This is a genomic window from Roseibium sp. RP-7, from assembly GCF_053005225.1.
This window is the reverse complement of sequence record NZ_JBRKQA010000001.1, coordinates 473,186-494,525: the sequence shown is the minus strand read 5'-3', so window position 1 is coordinate 494,525 and position 21,340 is coordinate 473,186. Positions and strand designations below refer to the sequence as shown.

At 59.6% G+C, this 21,340-nt stretch carries 24 protein-coding genes; 12 read left to right on the top strand and 12 right to left on the bottom strand.

All coding sequences use genetic code 11. From position 1 onward, the window contains the following. Nucleotides 1–6 precede the first annotated feature (6 nt). Together ACVDG9_RS02235 and ACVDG9_RS02230 are read right to left on the bottom strand one after the other, a co-directional pair. Nucleotides 7–861 carry a HamA C-terminal domain-containing protein gene (locus ACVDG9_RS02235; protein ID WP_447237199.1) on the bottom strand — a complete coding sequence of 285 codons (855 nt, stop codon included), beginning with the start codon at nucleotides 859–861 and terminating at the stop codon, nucleotides 7–9. Between the two features lie 338 nt (nucleotides 862–1,199). Beyond that, a complete protein-coding gene (locus ACVDG9_RS02230) occupies nucleotides 1,200–1,574 on the bottom strand; it encodes a hypothetical protein (protein ID WP_447237198.1) in 375 nt (124 codons plus the stop codon). A gap of 324 nt (nucleotides 1,575–1,898) precedes the next feature. Here ACVDG9_RS02230 and ACVDG9_RS02225 point away from each other — a divergent pair, with 324 nt between their 5' ends. Next, on the top strand, nucleotides 1,899–2,897 hold the full coding sequence (locus ACVDG9_RS02225) for an aldo/keto reductase (protein WP_447237197.1): 999 nt from the start codon (nucleotides 1,899–1,901) through the stop codon (nucleotides 2,895–2,897). A 1-nt stretch (nucleotide 2,898) separates the two neighbouring features. Next, on the top strand, nucleotides 2,899–3,618 hold the full coding sequence (locus tag ACVDG9_RS02220) for a spermine/spermidine synthase domain-containing protein (RefSeq protein WP_447237196.1): 720 nt from the start codon (nucleotides 2,899–2,901) through the stop codon (nucleotides 3,616–3,618). Nucleotides 3,619–3,629: 11 nt separating this feature from the next. Here the strand turns inward: ACVDG9_RS02220 and ACVDG9_RS02215 are convergent, their stop codons facing one another. Then, nucleotides 3,630–4,337 (bottom strand): helix-turn-helix transcriptional regulator, encoded by a 708-nt coding sequence (locus ACVDG9_RS02215; protein WP_447237195.1) that lies wholly within the window; start codon nucleotides 4,335–4,337, stop codon nucleotides 3,630–3,632. Nucleotides 4,338–4,520: 183 nt separating this feature from the next. On the opposite strand from ACVDG9_RS02215, the gene ACVDG9_RS02210 reads away from it, so the two are divergent. Next, nucleotides 4,521–4,916 (top strand): VOC family protein, encoded by a 396-nt coding sequence (locus tag ACVDG9_RS02210; RefSeq protein ID WP_447237194.1) that lies wholly within the window; start codon nucleotides 4,521–4,523, stop codon nucleotides 4,914–4,916. Nucleotides 4,917–4,921: 5 nt separating this feature from the next. On the opposite strand, the gene ACVDG9_RS02205 is transcribed toward ACVDG9_RS02210, so the two are convergent. The 3 genes from ACVDG9_RS02205 to ACVDG9_RS02195 all read right to left on the bottom strand — a co-directional run bounded on the left by ACVDG9_RS02205 (nucleotide 4,922) and on the right by ACVDG9_RS02195 (nucleotide 7,195). Beyond that, nucleotides 4,922–5,596, bottom strand: coding sequence for a DUF2161 domain-containing phosphodiesterase (locus tag ACVDG9_RS02205; RefSeq protein ID WP_447237193.1), 675 nt, complete (start codon nucleotides 5,594–5,596; stop codon nucleotides 4,922–4,924). Between the two features lie 197 nt (nucleotides 5,597–5,793). Further along, complete coding sequence (locus ACVDG9_RS02200; RefSeq protein ID WP_447237192.1) at nucleotides 5,794–6,342, bottom strand: PRC-barrel domain-containing protein; 549 nt, start codon at nucleotides 6,340–6,342, stop codon at nucleotides 5,794–5,796. A 193-nt stretch (nucleotides 6,343–6,535) separates the two neighbouring features. After that, the gene (locus ACVDG9_RS02195; RefSeq protein WP_145915840.1) at nucleotides 6,536–7,195 is read right to left on the bottom strand and encodes a matrixin family metalloprotease; all 660 of its coding nucleotides are present in this window, start codon (nucleotides 7,193–7,195) and stop codon (nucleotides 6,536–6,538) included. Between the two features lie 548 nt (nucleotides 7,196–7,743). Here ACVDG9_RS02195 and ACVDG9_RS02190 point away from each other — a divergent pair. Together ACVDG9_RS02190 and ACVDG9_RS02185 are read left to right on the top strand one after the other, a co-directional pair. After that, nucleotides 7,744–8,232, top strand: a complete 489-nt coding sequence (locus ACVDG9_RS02190; protein WP_055657313.1) for a peptidase associated/transthyretin-like domain-containing protein — start codon at nucleotides 7,744–7,746, stop codon at nucleotides 8,230–8,232. A 19-nt stretch (nucleotides 8,233–8,251) separates the two neighbouring features. After that, the gene (locus ACVDG9_RS02185; RefSeq protein ID WP_447237191.1) at nucleotides 8,252–8,863 is read left to right on the top strand and encodes a ferric reductase-like transmembrane domain-containing protein; all 612 of its coding nucleotides are present in this window, start codon (nucleotides 8,252–8,254) and stop codon (nucleotides 8,861–8,863) included. A gap of 48 nt (nucleotides 8,864–8,911) precedes the next feature. Here ACVDG9_RS02185 and ACVDG9_RS02180 read toward each other — a convergent pair whose 3' ends face one another. Beyond that, on the bottom strand, nucleotides 8,912–9,310 hold the full coding sequence (locus tag ACVDG9_RS02180) for a hypothetical protein (RefSeq protein WP_447237190.1): 399 nt from the start codon (nucleotides 9,308–9,310) through the stop codon (nucleotides 8,912–8,914). Nucleotides 9,311–9,720: 410 nt separating this feature from the next. On the opposite strand from ACVDG9_RS02180, the gene ACVDG9_RS02175 reads away from it, so the two are divergent. After that, the gene (locus tag ACVDG9_RS02175; protein WP_447237189.1) at nucleotides 9,721–11,268 is read left to right on the top strand and encodes a COG3904 family protein; all 1,548 of its coding nucleotides are present in this window, start codon (nucleotides 9,721–9,723) and stop codon (nucleotides 11,266–11,268) included. Nucleotides 11,269–11,288: 20 nt separating this feature from the next. On the opposite strand, the gene ACVDG9_RS02170 is transcribed toward ACVDG9_RS02175, so the two are convergent. Next, the gene (locus tag ACVDG9_RS02170) at nucleotides 11,289–12,194 is read right to left on the bottom strand and encodes a LysR family transcriptional regulator (protein ID WP_075284367.1); all 906 of its coding nucleotides are present in this window, start codon (nucleotides 12,192–12,194) and stop codon (nucleotides 11,289–11,291) included. 100 nt (nucleotides 12,195–12,294) lie between these two features. On the opposite strand from ACVDG9_RS02170, the gene ACVDG9_RS02165 reads away from it, so the two are divergent. Next, entirely contained in the window at nucleotides 12,295–13,482 is a 1,188-nt protein-coding gene (locus ACVDG9_RS02165) for an MFS transporter (protein ID WP_447237188.1), read from the top strand. Nucleotides 13,483–13,498: 16 nt separating this feature from the next. Beyond that, nucleotides 13,499–14,533, top strand: a complete 1,035-nt coding sequence (locus ACVDG9_RS02160; protein ID WP_447237187.1) for an aldo/keto reductase — start codon at nucleotides 13,499–13,501, stop codon at nucleotides 14,531–14,533. Between the two features lie 64 nt (nucleotides 14,534–14,597). On the opposite strand, the gene ACVDG9_RS02155 is transcribed toward ACVDG9_RS02160, so the two are convergent. Further along, nucleotides 14,598–15,431 (bottom strand): hypothetical protein, encoded by an 834-nt coding sequence (locus tag ACVDG9_RS02155; protein WP_077290953.1) that lies wholly within the window; start codon nucleotides 15,429–15,431, stop codon nucleotides 14,598–14,600. A gap of 373 nt (nucleotides 15,432–15,804) precedes the next feature. On the opposite strand from ACVDG9_RS02155, the gene ACVDG9_RS02150 reads away from it, so the two are divergent. Together ACVDG9_RS02150 and ACVDG9_RS02145 are read left to right on the top strand one after the other, a co-directional pair. Next, nucleotides 15,805–16,482, top strand: coding sequence for a FadR/GntR family transcriptional regulator (locus tag ACVDG9_RS02150; protein WP_075284364.1), 678 nt, complete (start codon nucleotides 15,805–15,807; stop codon nucleotides 16,480–16,482). Next, complete coding sequence (locus tag ACVDG9_RS02145) at nucleotides 16,479–17,759, top strand: CynX/NimT family MFS transporter (protein ID WP_168686471.1); 1,281 nt, start codon at nucleotides 16,479–16,481, stop codon at nucleotides 17,757–17,759. The genes ACVDG9_RS02150 and ACVDG9_RS02145 overlap by 4 nt, the downstream gene beginning before the upstream one ends. Here ACVDG9_RS02145 and ACVDG9_RS02140 read toward each other — a convergent pair. The 3 genes from ACVDG9_RS02140 to ACVDG9_RS02130 all read right to left on the bottom strand — a co-directional run bounded on the left by ACVDG9_RS02140 (nucleotide 17,743) and on the right by ACVDG9_RS02130 (nucleotide 19,486). Further along, nucleotides 17,743–18,258 (bottom strand): GNAT family N-acetyltransferase, encoded by a 516-nt coding sequence (locus tag ACVDG9_RS02140; RefSeq protein ID WP_447237186.1) that lies wholly within the window; start codon nucleotides 18,256–18,258, stop codon nucleotides 17,743–17,745. The two genes, ACVDG9_RS02145 and ACVDG9_RS02140, sit on opposite strands and share 17 nt — an antisense overlap. A gap of 96 nt (nucleotides 18,259–18,354) precedes the next feature. Then, nucleotides 18,355–18,747, bottom strand: coding sequence for a VOC family protein (locus ACVDG9_RS02135; RefSeq protein ID WP_022998916.1), 393 nt, complete (start codon nucleotides 18,745–18,747; stop codon nucleotides 18,355–18,357). 208 nt (nucleotides 18,748–18,955) lie between these two features. Further along, entirely contained in the window at nucleotides 18,956–19,486 is a 531-nt protein-coding gene (locus ACVDG9_RS02130; protein WP_022998917.1) for a winged helix DNA-binding protein, read from the bottom strand. 121 nt (nucleotides 19,487–19,607) lie between these two features. Here ACVDG9_RS02130 and ACVDG9_RS02125 point away from each other — a divergent pair, with 121 nt between their 5' ends. Together ACVDG9_RS02125 and ACVDG9_RS02120 are read left to right on the top strand one after the other, a co-directional pair. Further along, the gene (locus ACVDG9_RS02125; protein WP_022998918.1) at nucleotides 19,608–20,699 is read left to right on the top strand and encodes an LLM class flavin-dependent oxidoreductase; all 1,092 of its coding nucleotides are present in this window, start codon (nucleotides 19,608–19,610) and stop codon (nucleotides 20,697–20,699) included. Next, a complete protein-coding gene (locus ACVDG9_RS02120; RefSeq protein ID WP_447237184.1) occupies nucleotides 20,699–21,184 on the top strand; it encodes a flavin reductase family protein in 486 nt (161 codons plus the stop codon). Before ACVDG9_RS02125 ends, ACVDG9_RS02120 begins: the two co-directional genes overlap by 1 nt. Nucleotides 21,185–21,340: the final 156 nt, after the last annotated feature.

Sequence of the window (21,340 nt, the reverse complement as noted above, 5' to 3'; positions counted from 1 at the left end):
TACACCTTATCCAATTTGCAACCCTTTAAGGCGGTCATCGAAGGCTTTGTTGAGCGCATCCTTGTCACCCAAGGGGACGTAAATGAGTTTGAGTTTTATTTTTTCAGTCAGCCCTGATGCACTCAATTTTGCCCACAAAGTTTTCATCTCGGCGTCCACCTCCGCGCTGTAGTCTTCGCTTGCTGACACGTGGCTCGCTGTCGCATCGCTATTCGCGGCGATCAAAACGGGGAAAACTGCACTTGCAATTAGATCGTCTAAAGAAGCTTCCGCAGACAGAAGTTTCTTGATCTTTGCACTGTGTGGAATGTCGTTGGATACCTGTGGTCCAAGCAATAACTTCTCGTTCTTGAGGAAACCCGCCGTGATGTGCCCTTTGATGGATGCGATTGCATCCTTAATCGCGTCATTCCGGTCTTTGAAAAACTTCGCTTCGCCCAACCAAAGTTCTATATCGTCAACTCCGACGTACAGCACATGAACCAGGTCAAATGCCTTTACTGGATCGTTTGAAGCACTTAGATAGTTAACTCTAGCCGCGACGGGTATTGTATTGAAATAGGTCCGGCAAACGGCGTGAGCAGCAATCTCGCCCACCTCGCCACGCCGTTCATATTTTTCACTGGTGTAAACTCTGGAAGCTGCCTGCTTGAGGCGAACAAAGGTGTTCGTATGGTTCGTGTCGCGCAGTTCGTCAGACTTTAGAGCGTAGTCAATAATCCATTCTATCAGATTGTCAGCGAGCCCAGAGCAACGCCACTCGGATAGTTCGAAGCCTGCGCAATAGCTCTCCAAGCTTTCATTCGATTCGGTGAGTCTAGTTAGAATGCAATTGGGGGCAATTTCGTAAGGGTTCGACATTCAGCACGCTGTTCTTGGTCATTTAACTAGACTCTGCCGTAAAACCTTCAACCCGGCAACTCTCTAGGGTTGCGCGCCCTGCTGCGCTGCACCCCGTTTCGATGGCTCGGATCAGGCTGCTCAACAGAACGACATCAGTCCCTTCTTGCAGCGACCGCCTCTGCAATTGTGGTTCGAGAAGGTAATGGCAGCCTCGCGAATATTGCGATGCAGCATCCGAGCATAGGTTGAATGAACGGCAGCAAAGGGCCGTTTGTGTCCACCAAGCACCAGCTAAAGTCAGGATTGGAGCGCCGCACCGCCACCTGGAGCCCGGAGCGGTCAGCAGGCAAACAGGTTCATTTTGGAGCACATGGCTTACTTCCGGGGATTGGGCGGAGTGCTATTTCGCCTGTCTGGGACACTTCGAATTCCAATGCCTTTGTCTGAGGGCTGCTGCCGACGACGACGACAGTGTAGTCACCTTTTTCGAACTTGCTCCTGTGCAGTCCGGAAGCTGAAATCATGGCTTCCAAATCCGACAAAGACTTATCACGCAGGAATTGCTGTAAAAGCTTCTCAGAACTTCTCAGGGCATCAGCCTCTCGAGCCAGTTGGTCGCACCGGTAGGTGTGCGAAATGCCTTTGTCCAATTGATCTGCCCCTTCCATGACAAGATACGTCATTACCCCACCAAGCAGCACGCCCGCCAACATCAGTCCGAGTGCACGCATCAATCACTATCCTTCGTCTTCGAACTCAAACGCATTATGTCCACTGGAGATGTTTATCTGTCGCGCGTTGCAGTCACTCAACCGTCTATGATTCTGCATCCTGCATAATTGGCCGCTTCGGTGAAAGCTGCGCGAAACAGGTGCTTTTCAGGTTGGTCCGGAAGTCAGCTCCGAACCAAAAGCAGAAGACCCTCCCCAAAAGGCCTCGCCACGCTTGACCAGGAAACCAACACCCACCGAGCTGCCACTTCCGCCCTTTCAGCGCCCGGGACAATGGCTTAAGAAAAGAACTCGTCAGCTTTTGTGAGCGCGTAGAGGGGACACATGGAACAACGCAGATTGGGTGCCAACGGGCCGGAAGTGGGTGCTATCGGCTATGGGGCGATGTCCTTCTCCGACATGTACGGGCCGACGAACGAAACGGAAAGCCATGCCATTCTGAATGCCTGCCGCGATCTGGGTGTCACGCATCTGGACACGGCCAATGTCTATGGCATGGGCAAATCGGAAAGCGCCATCGGCACCTATCTGAAAGCCAACCCGGGTGCGCGGGACGAATTCGTGATCGCGACGAAGGCCACGATCACCAAAGATGCGGACGGCAACCGCAGCTTCGACAATTCGGCGGAGCACCTTGAAGCCGAGCTGGACAAGTCTCTGCAGCGGCTTGGAGTGGAGTGCGTGGACCTGTTCTATGCCCATCGCCGCGACCCGCGCTTTACCCCGGAAGAAACGGCGGCCAATCTCGGCCGGCTGGTGGAAAAGGGCAAGGCCCGCGCCATCGGCCTGTCGGAAATCGCGCCGTCTACCCTGCGGCGCGCCATGAAGGTGTTTCCTGTCGCGGCCGTTCAATCGGAATATTCGCTTTCCACGCGCGCGCCCGACCTCGGGCTGGTGCAGGCCTGCGCCGAGCTTGGTGTTGCCATGGTGGCCTTTTCGCCCGTGGGCCGCTCGCTGCTGACGGACCATCCGATCCCGCGCGAGCGGATCGCCGAGCTGCCGTTCCTCAGCACCAACCCGCGATTCATGGAGCCGAACCTGACGGAGAACCTGCGCATCATGCAGGGCTTCCGCAAGCTTGCCGCGGAGATGGGCACGACGGCGGCGGGGCTGGCGAACGCCTGGCTGCTGACCCGCGGACCGCATGTGATCCCGATCCCGGGAACGCGCTCCGTGGAGCACCTGCGGGAATGCATCTCGGGCGCGGCGCTGAACCTGACGGCAGCGGATCTGGAGCGTATCGAGGCCGTGCTGCCCGTCGGCTGGGCCCACGGCGACCGCTACTCGGACGTGCAAAGCATCGGGCCGGAGCGCTATTGCTGAGATGAGCAAGCTGTTTGAAGAACTGGACTACGCGCCGACACCGATCGGCGCGATTTCCCTGCGCCGCCGGCATATCCTGGCGCTGAAAACCGACGTCTTCGAAATCCTCCTTGGCGAGGAACACCTGATGTCGAGCCTCTTTACCGCGTCGGAAATCGCGCTGGCGGACAAGGGGCTTGCGGCCCTCGACGGCGACAAGCTGGACGTGCTGGTGGGCGGACTTGGGCTTGGTTACACCGCGCAGGCCGTTCTGGCGCATGAGAGCGTTGCCGACCTTACCGTGGTCGACCTGCTGGAGCCTGTCATCCGCTGGCATGAGGAAGGTCTCGTGCCGATGAAAACCGAGCTTGCCGACAGCCCGCGCTGCCGGCTGGTGCAGGGCGATTTCTTCGCCATGGCAGCCTCGGAAGACGGCTTTGATATAGACCAGCCCGGCCGCCAGTATGACGCCCTGCTGATCGATATAGACCACACGCCGGAGCGGCTGCTGCATGGCGGATCCAAAGGCTTTTACACGCCCGAGGGCCTGCGCGCCGTGCAACGTTTCGTGAAGCCGGGCGGGATCGTCGGGCTGTGGTCGGATGAAGCCCCGGACGAGGCCATCACGGCCCTGCTTGGCCAGGCGTTTGACGTGGCCTGGGCCGAGCCGGTGGTGTTTGCAAACCCCTTGCAGGACGGGCGCGAGGTGACCCAGGCCGTCTATCTGGGGCGCAAGGGGTGAGTTGCTTGCGCTCAGGCGCGGGGGAAATAGCTTTCCCGCTCGGCATCCATGGCCTTCCGCCAGCGGTCCTTTAGAGAGCCGCGGCTTTCCGGATAGCGTTCATCCAGCGCCTCGGCAAAGGTCATGCGGTCGGTGCGGAAATAGCGGAAGCCCTGGCGCAGCTCGCACCAGGCTGCAAGGATGCGGCCTTCGTCCCGGTAGCCCAGCAACACGGGCCAGACCACGCGCTTACTCTCCTTGCCATCACCGTCGCGGTACCCCAGCGACACCTTCCTGCCTTCCAGAATGGCCTGCCGCAGCATGGCCGCATCGACCTTGTCTTCTGATGCCGGGCCGACGGGCCGCACGCTCATCGCGGCTGCCGCGATGTGGCGGCGCAAGGGCCTGGGCGTGATGGCCTCGATCTTGGCGATCAGGTTTTCCGCTGCCCTGGCAAGTTCCGGCTCGGCGCGGGTGGAAACCCACAAGGCGCCCAGAACGGCGGCGTCGATTTCCTCGGCTGTCAGCATCAGGGGCGGCATGTCGAAGCCCTCTTCCAGAACATAGCCGACACCGGCCTCGCCTCGGATCGGCACGCGCTGCGCCGTCAAGGTGGCGATGTCGCGATAGACCGAGCGTTTGGAAACCTCCAGTTCATCCGCGATCGTCTGCGCCGACACCGGCCGGCGCACCCGTCGCAGGATCTGGATAATTTCAAACAGTCTGTCCGCGCGCCGCATGGCCCGTCTCCCCGGCACGATGCTGCCAACACGGTGTCAGCAGGGGGCCTTTATAGGACCCGGACACCAGAGTTGAAAAGCGTCCGGAAGACCATGACCCGAAACCTGACAAGACACCTTTTGTGGATCCTCGCGATCCTTTTTCTGACCAGCGGAACCGCGCTTCATGCGCAGGAGACAGACATGACAAATTCACAAGCAGCAGCCGTTCAAAGACTTGGCGTCTATGTGCTGTCCAGCGACCTGCGCCGTTCACGTGAGTTCTACCAGGACCTCTTCAGTGCCACCCCCACGGTGGAGACGGACGTCTTCATCGGCTTCGATGTGGCCGGTGGGCTGTTTGCCGTCATTTCAAAACAGGCCTTCGCGCCGGATGCGAAGCTCGGCGGCAACACAGTGCCCTATCTGAAGGTCGACGACATTCAGGCGGCCCTGCAGCTTGTCGAGACAATCGCCCCCGATGCGCTGAAGGCCCCCGGCCTGATCAGCGAAGGGCCGATCAGTCTGTTCAAGGTCACCGATCCGGATGGCAACATCCTTGAATATTATTCGCTCAACATGCCGATCGACGGACTCTAGAACAGCTACTCGGCAGCTTCATCCGGCGTGCCCAGAGACGCCAGTCCCTTGGGCGTCAGGGCGTAGATGCCTCTTTCCACCCGCTCGAACCAGCCGTAGTGATCGTCGGCCATCATGCGGGTTGCGGTGGCAACGCCTGTTGCCCTGGCCACATCCGCGCCGCGGCTGGGGCCGTTGGTGGAAAGATGTTCCGCGCAGCGGATCGCATCCTGCCGGTAGGCCGTCACGAGCGTGGTGCGCGTCGAACCGCCGGTGTTCGGGTCACCGACCCGGCGGGCAAACTCCCGCAGGAGCCGATCCTTGCGCGGCTTGGACTTGCGCGGGGTGAAAGGCGCCGGGTCCAGGTGCACCTCGACAACGCCATCCGGCAACCTGACGGTGATCACGCCAAGGCCCAGCCTTCGGGCAAGCTGCAGGTTCTTCTTCAGGGACTGGAGGAACTGCCGCCCCTTGCCCCGGACGACCGCGACATAGACTGCGTCGGTCACCGACTGGCGCACGACCGCCTGATGAAACAGGCTCAAGGTGAACCCGGTCTTGAGTTCGACAATCACAGGATCCGCACCCTCGCGGCACGCGACGATATCGGCCGAACCGACTTCGGCCTTCACCTCATATCCCTGCTCAACAAGAAAAGATTTGACCGGCGGATAGAGCTCGGTTTCCAGAATGCGCCCCATGGAGGCATCCTACGTGCGAAGCCATGGGCGGGCAATCTTCCGGCCGGGGCAGCTGCGCGAAATCCAACGAATTGACCAGGTGTGGCGCCTCAGGGACGGAGCCGGAAGCTGACACTTTCAAAAAAGACCGGACCACATTGTGTGACCCGGTCCGATCCGTCCTTGCGCGTTCCAGATGAGAACGCAGGCAGCCATGGTTACTGCGCCGTCTGAGGTTCGCCCACTGCGGGGGCATTCAGCTGCTCAGCCTCCTGCCGTGCCTTTGCAGCTTCTTCCGCCTGGCGTATCTGCAGAGACGTCAGAAACGCAGGAGCTGCATCAACCTCGTCCAGAGAGGCCTTGATCACCAGCGTCTGGTCACCCGGCTCCACCTTGCTGTGCTCGACCGCATCATAGGGAACGCCGATCAGCTTGGTGCCGAGACCCAGAAAGCCTCCTGCCTCGATCACGACACCAACGACCTTGCCTTCGCCATCGATCTCAAGCGCGGCCACCTCGCCAATCGTGTCACCAGCCGGATTGGTGACTTCCTGCCCGATCAGGTTGCTGGAAAGCCAATGGCCGGATTCCTGCTGGGCAAGGAACGGCGTCACGCCTTCGAACGCGATCTCAGGCGCATCGCCCTCGGGCATAGTTTCCTGGATCATCGGGTCTGCTTCGCGGGGTTGAGAGGTCTCCTGCGCCAGCGCGGGACTGAGCGACAGCGCCAGGGCGGCGATTGTGGCCGGAACGAAGTTGCGTTTCATGATTCACTCCCTTGTTGCCGCGCCGGCAGAGCAGACAACCCGTTCGCCCTCACCGATGCGTAGACAAACAGATAGGAAGCAAAATTGGCCTTTTCGGGCAAAGGCCGAATAAAATTAGCTATTAAATATCAGCAGGTTACCCATTGACACGTGACGGGACATACCCGCAAAACGTGTCAATTTGATGATTGATTCAATCTATACGGGCACCGTATAGCCACCGCACTCCCTCGATATCGCTCGGCTGCAGACCCTCGAAGGTTTCCCGGTACTTGAAGTGCATGATCGAGCTCTTGCGAAGGTAGTGATCGAGGCCGATCGCATGACCGATTTCATGGGCAAAGGTGTACTGCAAATCGTAGGTCTTCAAATCGCCGTCGAAGCCGATCTTCCATTTGTGGACCGGATTGAGACAAACGGCAGACCGGGTGATGCGGGCAAGCTTGGCCGCCGCCGTGGCACCTGACCGTGCTTCCGGTTGCCGACCGGGTTTTCCGAGACCCCGGTCCGAAACGTCGGTCACATTCGACTTCGGACGATCTGCAAAGTCGGACTGAAACCTGACGTTGGTGAACGCAAATCCCCTTGGAATGGACTGCACACCCAGCAGAATATCTGCCGCGTTCACGTCCGCAATCTCTTCGAAGGTGAGCCCGCTGACATTTTGCCAAAGCTGGAAGGCAAGCGACGCCTGGCGCCGCACGTCCTCAAGGCCCAGGGAACTCAAGCGCGCAAGGCGCGCAAGGCTGTCCATCGCTCCGCAATTTCGCGCTTTCTCCTGCACGATGGGCTGCTGCACGAAGGCATAGGTGACGTGAGCCGGCGTGCCGAGCTCTGCCTTTCCCCATTTCACGAGATGTCCTTCCAGCTTGAGCGGGGCAAAACCTGCAGCGTTGCCTGCCAGTGAAGGAACCAATGAACAAAAAGTCACAATTGCAGCGATGAGGAAAATGAAGCCGGTCTTCAATGTCTCACTCTTTGGTCGTTCAAGGGTCGGGTAAGACTGCTGACCGTAACGCCAAGGCCGCGTCCTGGATCAGTTTACAATGCGGCAGCTTTACCGCGCCTTGCGAAGGCCCTCAGGCCTGCATCCAAGAGCCAACATCAAGGCAACTCTCGGCTTCTTGCATCTGCGCCGAACGTTACGTCACATTGCCGGCGAAGAAAATCCGGAAAAATCCCATGCAGACGCGAAATCCCGAGAAAATTTCAAGCGATTGAAAAATTGCAACAGTCCAACCACCCGAAAGTGATGCTGTTTGCTCACGCAGGTGTGAGCACGATCCGCTGAATGAAACGTCCCGATGCCTCGGAAATGCCCGGAAACACCCTATACTTGAACATCGGACGCGCCCGGTGCCCACGAGGAGCCGGGCCCAAACGCCCGACAGGAGATTACTCATGACATCCGGTCTCATTACCCGCCGAAACCTGCTTGTCACCGGAACCGCCCTGCTGGTGTCGGGTGCATCCGGGTTGAGTGTTCCCGCACAGGCCAAAGGCGTGGCGCCGACAGCGTCGATGCGGGGCGGGTCCAACAACTATCGGCCCGGTGCGCCCATTGTCGACAGGATTGGCGGTGGCGGTTTCTGGATGAGCGGAACCGTGCGGCGCGCAGGTGACGGTGCCCCTCTGGCAGGCCAGCGCATTCAGATCTGGGCACATACGACCGAAGGGAACGAACGCGACCAGCGCAGCCATGGCGCGACGCTCACCGATGCCAATGGCGTCTTCCGCCTGGAAATGCCGCAGATCGTTCCGGCCTTCGGCCAGCCCCACGGGCATCTGGCCTATGACAGCGGAGAGTTCGAAACCGTCTTTCTGCGGCCGGTGATGAGAAGCTCGGCCGACACCAGCCTGGAAGCACATTTCGTGCTGCAGCCTGCTTGACCCGGACTTGCCCGACGGCATGAACCGCCTTCGTGCTCTTCTGAAATGGGCCATCCTGGCAACGACCCTTGCTTTGCCCCTGCTCGCGGCGGCGGCAAGCCCGCTGCTGCAATGGCGCCAGCCGGTCTATATCGCTGCAGGCTTTGCCGGTATCACAGCGATGGCACTGCTCTTGTTGCAGCCCTTGCTGGCTGGAGGTTATCTCCCTGGCGCTGAAGGCCTGCAAGGCAGGCGCCTGCACCGCTGGACCGGCTCGTTGCTGGTGCTGGCGATCATCCTTCATGTCGGCGGGCTCTGGATCACCAGTCCGCCGGATGTCATCGACGCCCTTCTCTTCAGATCACCGACACCCTTTTCCGTCTGGGGTGTGCTTGCCATGTGGGCCGTCTTTGCCGCAGCATTGCTCGCCGCAGTCCGACGGCGCCTGCCAATCCCCCCGCGTCTTTGGCGCCGCCTCCACACCCTTCTTGCCATGATGATCGTTATCGGCAGCGCCGCCCATGCGCTGTTGATCGAAGGCACGATGGAGACACTGTCCAAGGCTGCGCTTTGTGCTTTGGCAGTGGCCGCGACGGTGAAAGTGATCGTTGACCTGAAAATCTGGGCGAGGCGTTCACGCGGGGAAAGCTGAAACTCCCTCGCGCAGCGGGCCAGGCTTCAATTTATCAGCTCATGAACCCTAGAACTGGGATGCCCAGTAGCCGAAGGTTATGTTTTTCGGATCCTGTGGCAATTTCTTGATCAACCCTGTTTGCGGGTTCGTCAGAGGGCCGCTGTTCTTTCCATCGATGTAATGGCGCCGAAAATTCTGCCTGCACGCACCGAATTCCGCCGTGCGGATAATCTGTTCGCAAAGATACAGAACCGTTCTGGTGCTTGGAGTTTTTAAATCCACGTTTTCCATCAGGAGCGGATAGATTTTTAAATAGTCTTCACGCGCTAGTACGCGACCGCAAATGACATCAACGGCATACTCCGCAAAGGGAACTTCGGAGATAGCAGCTCCGAGGCCTTTGCACGACAAATCAAACAAAGACACGCTGTTTGGGTCGTCAACTGAATTCAGGTTACCGGCCATTTTACCCCCCAACAAAAAGTATCAAATACAACCATCGAAAAAACTTCTCGTTGAAGAAAATAGTCCCGAAGTCTTTCGCAAATCAACACGTAAAAGTTCGTTGACGACCACACCGGAAGGGCCTCTGGCGAAGAGAGGATACGTCGAGGTTCATCATTTCACGTTGCGTAAGTACTCAGTTCGAAATGGCAGCGCCGCACGTCGCTTGTCTGCCTTTTTCCGCAATTTCTAATGTAATTTTTGCGCCGGAGCGCCGCGTCTCAAGCCGTGTGTGAACGGCCGTTCCCGTGCTATGTTTTTTCCGGAATTATGTTTCAAACGAAAGAGCAGCCCGCCTGTTGTCTCGCCTGAGGAATTTCGTCCAGAGGACCAGTGGAGCTGCTGCGCCCTTTTCGAAAGCCTGATTTGCCATGCCCTTCCGTTTTCCTGCCCGGCCCTTTTTCTTTCTTGCCACACTGCTGCTGTGCGCCCAGAGCGCCTCATCCGCTGAGTTGACGCTTGTCTCCTTCCGCTACAGTGATGCCGCACCGGTGGTGCATCTGCGGCTGGAAGGGGAAATACGGGCGGAGGATGGCGAGCGCATGGAGGAGGCTTTCGCGCAACTGGCGCGCTGCTCAGGTGCGGCCTGCAACAACGATTTTGGCGGGCCGCGTGCCGTCGTCTCGCTGTCGAGCCCCGGCGGTTCCTATTCAGCCGGGGTAAAGCTGGCGGACTTCTTCAGAAACAACACCATCGCAACAGTGGTCGAAGCCGGAGACAGCTGCGTTTCGGCCTGTGCCATGGCGTTTCTGGGCGGCTCGTCCTTCTGGCCGACCGGCGGCATCGGCACCTTCATCGACCGCACCATCGAACCGGGTGCGAGGGTCGGTTTCCACTCGCCCTATTTTACCGAAGAGACTGCGGTTGCCGCCGTCCGCAGCGGTCAATTGGGCCAGTTGCTCGAGCTTACCCGGCTTGCCATTGCCGACATCGTCAAGAACCTGACACGCTACTCGGTCAGTCAGCATGTGCTGGACCGGATCATCAGCATGGGCCCGGAAGGATTTTATGAAGTCGATACGCCCGCCGCGCTCTTTGCGATCAGGGCGCAACTGCCCAGCTTCGACCCGGCCCTTCTGAACATCCCGTTTGACAACCAGATCCTGAACGTGTGCAGCCGCCTGGCCGCGCTGCACTACGAGCAACCCCTGGGCCTGCTCGATGCGTCGCTGCTGGCAGATACCAACGACGGCCGCACACCGGAGGGCGACAGGATCAGGCTCTACGACCTTGCCGACCGGCCGCTCAACGTTGCTGGCTGCGGCGTTCCGCGTGACAAGCAGTCCGGCACCATCGATACCATGTCTCTCTACCGGCTGGTCAGCGACGGCGAAATCTTCGAGCCGCTATTATCGTTTCACAATTCGAAAGACGGCGGCTGGTCGTCGCTTGGTTATCGGGGAGGACGGGCAACGGACGCTTTCATCAAGCTGGGGCCGCTCAACCATGTGCTGATGGCTCCGGACGAAAAGCTGAACGACCTGCCACGCGTGGTTTGGGAAGAAATAGAAGCCGCCAAAGGCCGGGTCGCCAACCCGCACCTGCCGAGCCACAGCCGCCCCTGGCCCGTGGAAACCATGGCTGCCACACAATGGTCGCGCAGTTACCTTGGCGAAGGACTGACGATTGTCGAACAGACCGGCCCGGCGAAGCTCTTTGAAGAGCTGGCCGAGCAGGCGGAAGGAACCAGCATTCTCTATAGCCAGGACAAGCCGGACACTCTGGTACGGTCCGGCGAGGACACCGAAACCGGCACCTCCTACTATTGGCTCGCCCTTCGCGCCGGCAACCGGGCCGCCACCATTCGCGTTGAAGCGCCCGTTCCGGCAGCGGGCCTCACCAACGCCCAGAAATCCCTCATGAGCCTGGTGGCCTGCTCAAGCGATTTCGAAGGCGTTCATCTGGGGTGTTTCAAGTAAGGCGGTTCGAAAACCGCGCGTCAGGACACGGCGCCATGTTCAGCGAGAAAATTCAGCAGCACGCGGACACGTGCAGGCAAAGGACCGCCCTGGCCGGTGTAGACCGCGTGGAAGGCTTCGCTGTCGTCTGCATAACACTTTTCAAGAACCGGCTTCAGACGTCCCGCGACGATGTCAGCACGGACTGTAAAGGCGGCCAAACGCGCCAGCCCAAGGCCGTTGATCGCCAGCCGGCGGATGGCCTCGCCGTCGCTCGCCTGAACGCGCCCGGGCGGGCAGACTGCTATCGGTTCGTCGTCTCGCAGAAAGCGCCAGGTATCGACTTCCCGCGGATAGTTGAACCCGATTTTTCTGTGCCCCTCCAGATCCGCGACGCAGGCAGGTTCCCCGACACGCTGAAGATAGTCAGGCGAGGCGACGATCAGCATCGGCGTTTCGCCGAGCTTGCGTGCTACCAGGCTGGAGTCCTTGAGCGGCCCTGCCCGCACCACAACATCCGTCCGCTCCGCGAGAAGGTCGATCAAGGCGTCGGTCAGAACGATTTCGAGAGAGATGTCGGGGTACTGCTCGAGGAACACAGGCAGGACAGGCTCAAGAATGTGGGTCGCATAGGAGGCGCTGGTGTTCAGCCGAATGCGGCCGACCGGCTGCTCGCCCAACCCTGCCTGCCGTTCCGCTTCATCGATGCTTGAGAGAATTTCTCGCGCACGCTCGTAAAAGACACATCCTTCGGCCGTCAGATCCAGACGCCGGGTGGACCGGTTGAAAAGCCGTGCGCCAAGCCGTGTCTCGAGCCGGGAAATAAGCTTGCTGACTGCAGACTGGGTCATCCCCAGGTGCCTGGCTGCGTGGGAAAACCCGCCCAGTTCAACAACCTGAACAAAGACCTCCATCTCACCGCTGCGGTTTATGCTGGCGCGCGACATATGACTTCAATTCACTTATTATATTCATTTCGGGCGTATAGTTCATGATATGAGCACTGCCTAGGTTCCGTCCATCGAAATTTCATGGACCGAATCCAAAATGCCCCTTGCTCTTTATGCACTGGCGGCCGGAGCCTTTGGCATCGGCGTCACAGAATTCGTCATCATGGGCCTTCTGCTAGAGGTCAGCCGCGATCTTGGTGTCTCGATCGCTGCAGCAGGAATGCTCATCTCCGGCTACGCCCTCGGGGTCGTGGTCGGCGCGCCCATACTGACCGTCTTCACCACGACCTGGAACAGGAAGCGCGTGCTGATCGGCCTGATGGTGATCTTCATCATCGGGAACGCCGCCTGCGCGCTTGCGCCCAGCTACGACCTGCTGATGGCAGCCCGTATCCTCACGGCCCTCGCTCATGGAACCTACTTCGGTGTCGGCTCGGTCTTTGCCGCCTCCATGGTCGGCAAGGACAAGCAGGCGTCCGCAATTGCCATCATGTTCACGGGGTTGACGCTTGCCAACATCCTCGGCGTGCCTGCCGGAACCTGGCTTGGCCAGCAATTCAGCTGGCGCATGACCTTCTGGGCCGTGACGCTGATCGGCCTGGCCGCACTGGCCGTGCTCATTCTGCTCGTTCCGACGGATCGTTCGCGCGCCGCACAATCCGGCTGGCGGGCCGATCTGAAGGCCGTGTCGCGCGCCTCTGTCCTTCTCGGTTTCCTGACCACGGTCCTGGGGTTTGCAGGCGTCTTCACCCTGTTCACCTACATCGCCCCGTTGCTGACGCAGGTCAGTGGATTTGCCGACACGGCGGTATCCCCGATCCTGTTGATCTTCGGTGGGGGGCTGGTCGCCGGAAATCTCCTGGGCGGAAAACTTGCCGACATCAGACTGAAGACCGCTCTCATCGGCAGCATGGCAGCCCTTGCACTCGTGCTGGCAATCATGTCCGCCGCGTTTGGAAACCAGACCGCGGCCGTGGTGCTGACGGGACTGCTCGGCGTGGCGGGTTTCGCAACGGTTCCGCCGCTTCAGTCCTGGGTTCTGTCGAAGGCCGTTGGCGCCGGAGAAAGCCTTGCGTCCAGCCTGAACATTGCCGCCTTCAATCTCGGCAACGCACTTGGGGCCTGGGCCGGCGGCCTGGCCATCTCCCGTGGGCCCGGACTTGAAAACCTGCCTCTGGTCGCCGCGAGTTTCCCCCTCCTCGCCATCGTGGTCGCGCTTGCCTCCTTCGCGATTGAGCGGCGGAGCGTGCCCTCCCCGATCTCCACTCACCAGACTGCCAGCTAGAAAGGATATCACCGACATGGACTATCGCTATCTTGGAAACTCCGGACTCAAGGTTCCCGCCCTCAGCTTCGGCGCCGGCACATTCGGCGGCTCCGGCCCACTCTTCAGTCATTGGGGCACAACGGACGTCGCAGAAGCGCGCCGCCTCGTCGACATCTGCCTCGAGGCCGGCGTCAACCTGTTCGACACCGCGGACAACTACTCCGAAGGTGCTTCGGAAGAAGTGCTCGGTGAAGCAATCAAGGGCCGCCGCGACGCGGTGCTGCTCTCCACGAAAATGAGCCTCCCCCTGGGGGATGGCCCCAATGAGGCAGGGTCTTCACGCTTCAGGCTGATCAGGGGTGTCGAGGCTGCACTCAAGCGCCTTGGAACGGACCATATCGATCTTCTGCAACTGCACGCATTCGACGCCTTCACCCCGGTGGAAGAGGTGCTGTCGACGCTCGACCAGCTCGTCCGCGACGGGAAAATCCGCTATATCGGCGTTTCCAACTTCTCCGGATGGCAGATCATGAAATCGCTGGCTGTTGCGGAGAAACACGGCTGGTCGCGCTATGTCGCAAACCAGGTTTATTATTCTCTCGTCGGACGGGACTACGAGTGGGACCTGATGCCTCTCGGCGCAGACCAGGGCCTGGGCGCCATGGTGTGGAGTCCGCTTGGCTGGGGTCGGCTGACCGGCAAGATCCGCAGGAACAATCCGATCCCCGAGAGCAGCCGACTGCATGAGACCGCAAGTTTCGGACCTCCCGTAGAGGACGATCTGCTCTATTCGGTCGTCGACGTCCTGGATGCGATTGCCGAAGAAACCGGCAAGACAGTGCCGCAAGTGGCGATCAACTGGCTGCTTCAACGCCCCACTGTCGCGTCGGTCATCATCGGGGCGCGCAACGAAGCGCAACTTCGCGACAATCTGGGAGCAACGGGTTGGGCGCTGACGGACGAGCAGATTGCCCGTCTTGATGCCTCGAGCGCGCGCACTGCTCCCTATCCGCATTTTCCCTATCAGAGGCAGGAGGCTTTCGCACAGCTCAACCCAACCCTGGTCTGACGGGCAATCCTGAACGGCGCGGCAGGTGACAACATGAACCTGTCGCGCCAATGGACCTTGGTGCTCAATACCAGAACCCTTCCCGCCGCCAGATGGTGAAATGGCCACGCACCGGTGGGGCCGGGGTGCCACCGTCAATCGTGAATTCGCAACCGCCCTTGAGACCCTTGCCGCCGGTACGGCGCAGGATCACGTATTCGTTGCATTGCGGACCACCGCTGGAGCTCTGGCACATGTCGATGCGCGCGCGTTTCTCGTCCAGAACTTCCCAGACCCAGTCGATCATCGCCACATGTCCGTTCCAGACCATGAAATCGAGTGGCTTGACCTCGTTGATGTCGTCGATGTTGGTCTTGGCGACATGATCCGGATACCGCCGGGGTGAAACACCGTAATATTTGTCCCACTCACCAGTGAATATCAGGAAATTGGCGATAAAGCCTATGCAGTCCATACCGAAAAAGCGGTCTTGCACCATCTGCTGCAGTGCCGCCTGATCGGACATCTTGTCGAAGTAGAGTTTCTTGATCTTGCCGGTCTGCTCGACATCCTTGGAGCCGTCCTTGTTTGCGCGGCCGCAGACCTCAACCTTGTACTTGTCCAAAAGATCCTTGTTCTTCAGCATGAAGTTCCAGATCTTGACGAATGTCTTGTCGTTTCCCTGGCCTTTCAGCGCGAGGTCGATCTCGCGGCCGCCGACATGCTGGTTCAGCGTGATGCCGTGGGGATCCTTGATCCAACGGAAATTCTTGAAAAAACTGGTCGCGCTGTCGTTGCCGCCGTTACCACGGTCCTTGCAAAGATACTGCGTAAGCTTGACCCGGCCGGCGCTGGTCTGCAGGCCAGGATTTGTCAGAACGTCGACGTATTCGTAAGGCAGAAAAAAAGACTCGGCCACATTCACTCTCCCTTGGTTAGGCCCCCTCAATGGCCCCTGAAGCTGTATGCGTAATCGGCGTCTTTCGTAGGCTTGCCGGTGCAGCCAAATAGCCACGTCCCCGGCGAATGCGTCTGTCTTCCACGTCACATTATTTGTCATTGTTGCAATGCGCAGCATCACACCTTTTGAGGGATCTCGGTCAGCAAGATGCGATCAAGGTGATGCGCCCTGTGCGAGGCGACGGATGCCCCGACAACCCCGAGACTCCGCACATGAACTGTTCGACAGGGACAACACCTGAAAAGGCGTCTTTCCCTCACGCGATATCGTCGATGGACAAGCCGCATCATCACCCTTATGATCAAGTCATCTGATGATTTGGTGACTTCAAATGCAATCTCTGGCAAAAACGAGCCTGGTTGACAGCGCAGCCGAGGCGATCCGGGCGGAAATCGTGGGCAATCGCTGGCCCGTGGGGGAAAAGCTGCCCAACGAGGCTCAGCTCTCGGCGCAGCTTTCCATCAGCCGTGGCACCGTGCGCGAAGCCGTGCGCGTGCTTGTTTCGCAAGGCTACCTGGAAACCCGGCAGGGTTCGGGCACCTATGTGCTGTCGGTCGTCGATGCCATCGGGCCATTGACCATGGCGCGTCGCGCAACCCTGCGTGACCAGTTCGAGGCCAGACTGGCGCTGGATGCGGAGGCCGCCAGGCTGGCCGCTCATCGCCAGACACCAGAGGTGATTTCGGAGCTGCGCCGCTTGCTCACGGAGCGCGGAAACTATGACGGTCACGACAAGGCCGGTTTCGTGGAGCGCGACCTTGCCTTTCACCGGGCTGTTGTCGCGGCCTCGCAAAACTCCGTTCTGGTCAACATGTACGAATTCTTCTCCAGTCTGATCGGCGAGACCATTGAGGCTACGCTTGGAAAAGACCTGCAGGAACCCGATATGGCGGCCCACGCGGCCATTGTTGATGCCATCGAGACAGGCGACCCGGAACTGGCCGAGGCCGCTGTCCGCCGGTTCATGGCCCCTGTCCTGAGAGACCTGGAGCGACTGCTCGGCTCATGACACAGGCATCCGAAATCGATCCCGGCTCGATCGAACTGATCGATGCCGAAGACATTGACGTTTCCGCTGAGCAATCCCAGCCGGCGACGCAGAGCGGACTGGTGCGGTTTCTGCTGGGCGCAAGTCTGGTACTGATTGCCTTCAACCTGCGTCCGGTCTTTTCCAGCGCGTCGGCGCTGCTTCTGGAAATCCGCGAAAATTTTGGCCTCACGCCAACGGGCGCAAGCCTTCTGACGACATTGCCCGTTGTATGTCTCGGCCTGTTCTCACCGCTGGCTCCACGCCTTGCCCGCCGCATCGGCACGGAACGCACATTGCTTGCTGTCGTGGTTTTGCTGGCCATTGGAACGGCAGCACGAGGAACGTCCTCCGTGCCGTTGCTGTTTCTTGGAACAGCGTTGGCGGGTGCCTGTATCGCGGTTGGCAACGTACTTCTGCCCGGGCTCGTCAAGCGCGATTTCCCCGACAAGGCCGCACTGGTGACCGGGTGGTATACCATGGCACTTTGCGCGGGCGCTGCCGCCGGTGCGGGATTGACCATTCCGTTTGAAGCGGCCCTCGGTGGTTCGATAGAGGGCGCGCTTGCTATCTGGGCCGTGCCGGCTCTTGTGGTGGCCGTCCTGTGGTTTCCGCAGGTCATGGCGACGCGCAAACGTCCCAAGGGTCCGACTTATGTGGTGAAGGGCATGTGGGGTGACAGGCTGGCCTGGCACGTGACCCTGTTCATGGGTCTGCAATCCGCACTTGCTTATTGCGTCTTCGGCTGGCTGGTACCGATCCTCCGCGCCCGCGGGCTGGACGGCGTCACTGCCGGCGCAATCGTGTCGGTGTCGGTGATGGTGCAGGCTGCCGCCTGCCTGATAGCGCCGCATCTTGCCGTTCGCGGCAAGGACCAGCGGCTGATCAACGTCGCACTTTGCGCCATAGCGGTTATAGCCCTGCTCGGCCTGCAATTTGCGCCACTGTCCACCGTCTGGATCTGGGCGGTGCTGCAGGGCATCGGCCAGGGCGGACTGATTGCGGTGGCGCTTACGGTCATCGTGTTGCGGACACAGGATTCCCATTCCGCTGCACAGCTTTCGGGCATGGCCCAATGCGTCGGCTATACGCTTGCCGCCATCGGCCCACTGATCGTCGGCCTCATCCGAAGCTGGACGGGAAGCTTTGCCTGGAGTGCGGTGCTGTTCGTGGCGCTTGGACTTGGCGCCGCCATCAACGGCTGGTTCGCCGGAAAGGCAAGTCACGTCAATGTGGAGACGGTCAAGCTGTCCGGTTGACCGCGCCAACGGGGCCTGATGTTTCCAGGCGGTATTTCAGGAAACGCGTGCCGTCATAATCGGTCTCGCCGATGAAACGAGCCCCCATCCGCCGCAGTGCACCGAGGTTCCGTCGGGACGGCGGCAGCAGGAAGGTAACGAATGGAATGCGCGGGTCTTCACTGGCAAAGGCCAGCGCCTTTCTGGTGATCGGCGTGCCGAGGCCAAAGGCTGCCGGGTGCAGCACCAGCCCGAAATCCCACTCCTCGCCTTCTTTCTGAAAACCACCCCAGCCGACATAGCGTCCGTCTGCCAGAAAGGCCCAGTGACCAAGTCCGTCGCGCAGCCAGCAAGCCTCCTTGGCCGCGACGAACTTCGCAGCCATCTCGAGATCCCATGAGAAGGTCAGAAGCGGCATATGCGTTCCGACACGGGGGTCGGACATATGCGCGACAAGCTCTTCCAGCGGGATGTCCGGCAGGCGCACAAACTCGATTATCGGCTGACTTGATCTGGGCATGGGCTGGCATCTCCTGAAACTGGCCAGCGCCTCTTGCACCCAAAATGGCCGGCCCGATCAAGACAACTCCTTTGCCTGATGATCAACACTGCGTGTTCAGGCGGTGGTGCCGTTTTCCAGGCTGACGGAGACATTCAGCTTGTTACCGTCGAGATCACGCACATAAGCGCCGAAATAATCCGGGTGATAGGAACGAGGGCCGGGTGCCCCTTCATCACGTCCACCGCACCGCAGTGCAGCAGCATGAAACGCCCTGACGGCCTCGGCATCCGGCGCATAGAACATGACCTGCGTACCATTGCCCGATGTGGCCGCCCGCCCGTCAAACGGCAACAAGACAAACAACGATATACGGCCATCGGCACCTGCATAGCCAAGCTCGCGGGGATCGGAAAAAACCCGCTTCATGCCAATTGTCGCAAGCACTTCGTCGTAAAACCGGCCGGCAGCCGAAAGATCGTTGGCGCCGATACAAACCCCTGACAACATTTTTGAAAATTAACCCGCGCTGAAGGTGTGGCCCGTCTCGGCCAGGCCGTTTGGCCCGCTCATATCACAGTTCCTCCCGCTTGCCAGAGCCGTAACGCAACAGTGCGCAAACTTACCTCACCAACCGCAGCAGAGCCGCAGCGAGACGGCTCCTCGCTGGAACAATGCGACGAGCCTGGCCATACACGTCAGTGATATGGAACCACCGTTACCGGCGGTAGGTCGCGGCGATGCGGGATATCTCTTCGTAGATGCCTGCCAGGATATTGAGGCTTTGCCCTGCTTCTTTCAGGCGCTTGTCAAATTCGGGCAGACTTGAGATCTGCTCAATCAGCAGCCGTTTGCGCACAGCGCCGTAATCATCGGTGATCTTCTTGCCTTCCGGTGTCGCCTGATAGGTCACGCCCGTGCGGCCCGAGCCCTGCTTTTCAATCAGCCCCGCCGCCACGAGTTTTCGCATCGAATACTGGATGTTCGGAATGTCGTCGCGGTTGGTAAGCCGGGCCAGTTCCTTGATGCTTTTTGCCCGGTCGTTCATGCGCACGATATGCAGCAGTGCGTTTTCCGGGCCGGTCGCCCCAACGTCGCTGACAGACGCCAGGCATTCTGTCTGCCATCGCCCGAACGCCTCGAAACAGCGCATCAACGCGAATTCCAGCTCGGTGCAGACGACCTCCGCATCGTTCTCCGAAAGGTGCCAGTGATAGTTGAGCTTCTGATCGTCCGACTTGCCGGTCATCGGTCCCTCTTCGTTTTTTCAGATCGAATATAGCTGCGATTCAGTTTGACGTAAGGGCGTTTTTGCACATAGTTTTAAATAAAAAATACAATTGAAAATCTATCCTAAATGGAGGGGATCCATGCCTACCAACATGATGAAAGACAAGAACGGCTTCAAACTCGGGACGTTTTCGTCCAATTGCTCGTCCGGGATGACGGTCACCAAATCGCCGTCCAGATGGGTCAATAGCTGGGAAAACAACCTGAAACTCGGCCAGATGCTGGATGATGCCGGCATCGACTTCATGCTGCCGATCGCCCGCTGGATCGGTTACGGCGGCGAGACCGACTTTCACGGCAGCGTGCTGGAAACGGTCACCTGGGCAACCGCGCTGCTGGCCTCAACGAAAAACATCACTGTGTTCGCCACGGTGCATACTGCTGCAAACAATCCGGTGGTCGTGGCCAAGCAGATTGCCACGATGGATCAGGTGGGCAATGGCCGCGCGGGACTGAACATTGTCGCGGGCTGGAACAAGCCGGAATACGAAGCCCTGGGCCTGACCCTGCCCGACGATCATGAAACCCGTTACGGCTACGCCCAGGAATGGTTCGATGTGGTCGAGAAGCTCTGGACCTCGAAGGAGTATTTCGACTGGGAGGGCAAATACTTCAACCTGAAGCACGTTGCTGGCGACCCCAAGCCCGTCAATGGCCGGCCACCGATCCTGAACGCGGCAGGTTCGGCAACCGGACGGACCTTTGCCACCGACAACGCGGACTACCTGTTCACGCCGGCCATCGATCTCAACCGGTCCGTCGACGAAATCAAGGAACTGAAGGCGCAGGCGGCGGAGAAGGGGCGCGATGTGGGTGTTCTGACCTTCAGCCACGTCATCTGCCGGGAAACTGAGGAAGAGGCGACCGCCCTTCGAGACCGGCTGATGGGCGATCTGGCAGACTGGGAAGCGGTGGACAATCTGGTCAATCTGCAGTTCGCGCATGCGCAGTCGTTTCCGCACGACCTGCTGGCCCAGATCAAGAACCTGTTCGCCATGGGCCACGGCGGGTTCCCGCTGGTTGGAACTCCGCGGCAGGTGGCCGACGGCATCCTCAAACTGCACGAAACAGGCTTTGCCGGAACGACGCTCTCCTTTGTCGACTATGTCGAGGAGTTCCCGTATTTCCGTGACAATGTTCTGCCGCTGCTTGCGGAAGCCGGTATCCGGTGATGGACCCCATACCGTCCAGAGAATTCACCAACGCCATGCGGGCGTTGGTGGGCAATTGTTCCGTCATCACAGTCGGTGAGGGAGAGGACATTTCAGGCCTCCTCGTCACATCGGCAATGTCTCTCAGCGCCGATCCGCCGCTGGTGCTTGCCTGCGTCAACAAGGCTTCCTCCAGTTGGCCCTTGCTGAAGAAGTATCCGAAATTCGGCTGGTCTTCGCTTGGGCCCGAGCACCGCAAGGTTGCCGAAAACTTTTCGGGGTTCGGCGGCGTCAAGGGACCGGAACGTTATGCCGGAGCCACATGGCGCACGGCGGAAACCGGGGCACTTCTGCTGGAAGATGCTCCGGCCGCTTTCGATTGCGAGGTCGAGGAGATGATCGACCGGGCAACCCATTCGATTGTCATCGGCAAGGTGCGTGCAATCCGGCAAAGCCAGTCATCGGGCGCGCTGGTTTACTGGAACGGAGCGTTCCAACCGTTGTAAACGGCCTTTTGCCGAGAGACGCAGCTTCTTGAGGAGCTGCGTCTCTCCATCCCGCGACTTAAATTTTCCGCAAAAAATTTGCCTCGAACACGAACCGTCCAGACAGCCCGCTTTTTCGCGATTTACAGAGTTTCTGTCCGTCCAGAAATCCGGTCC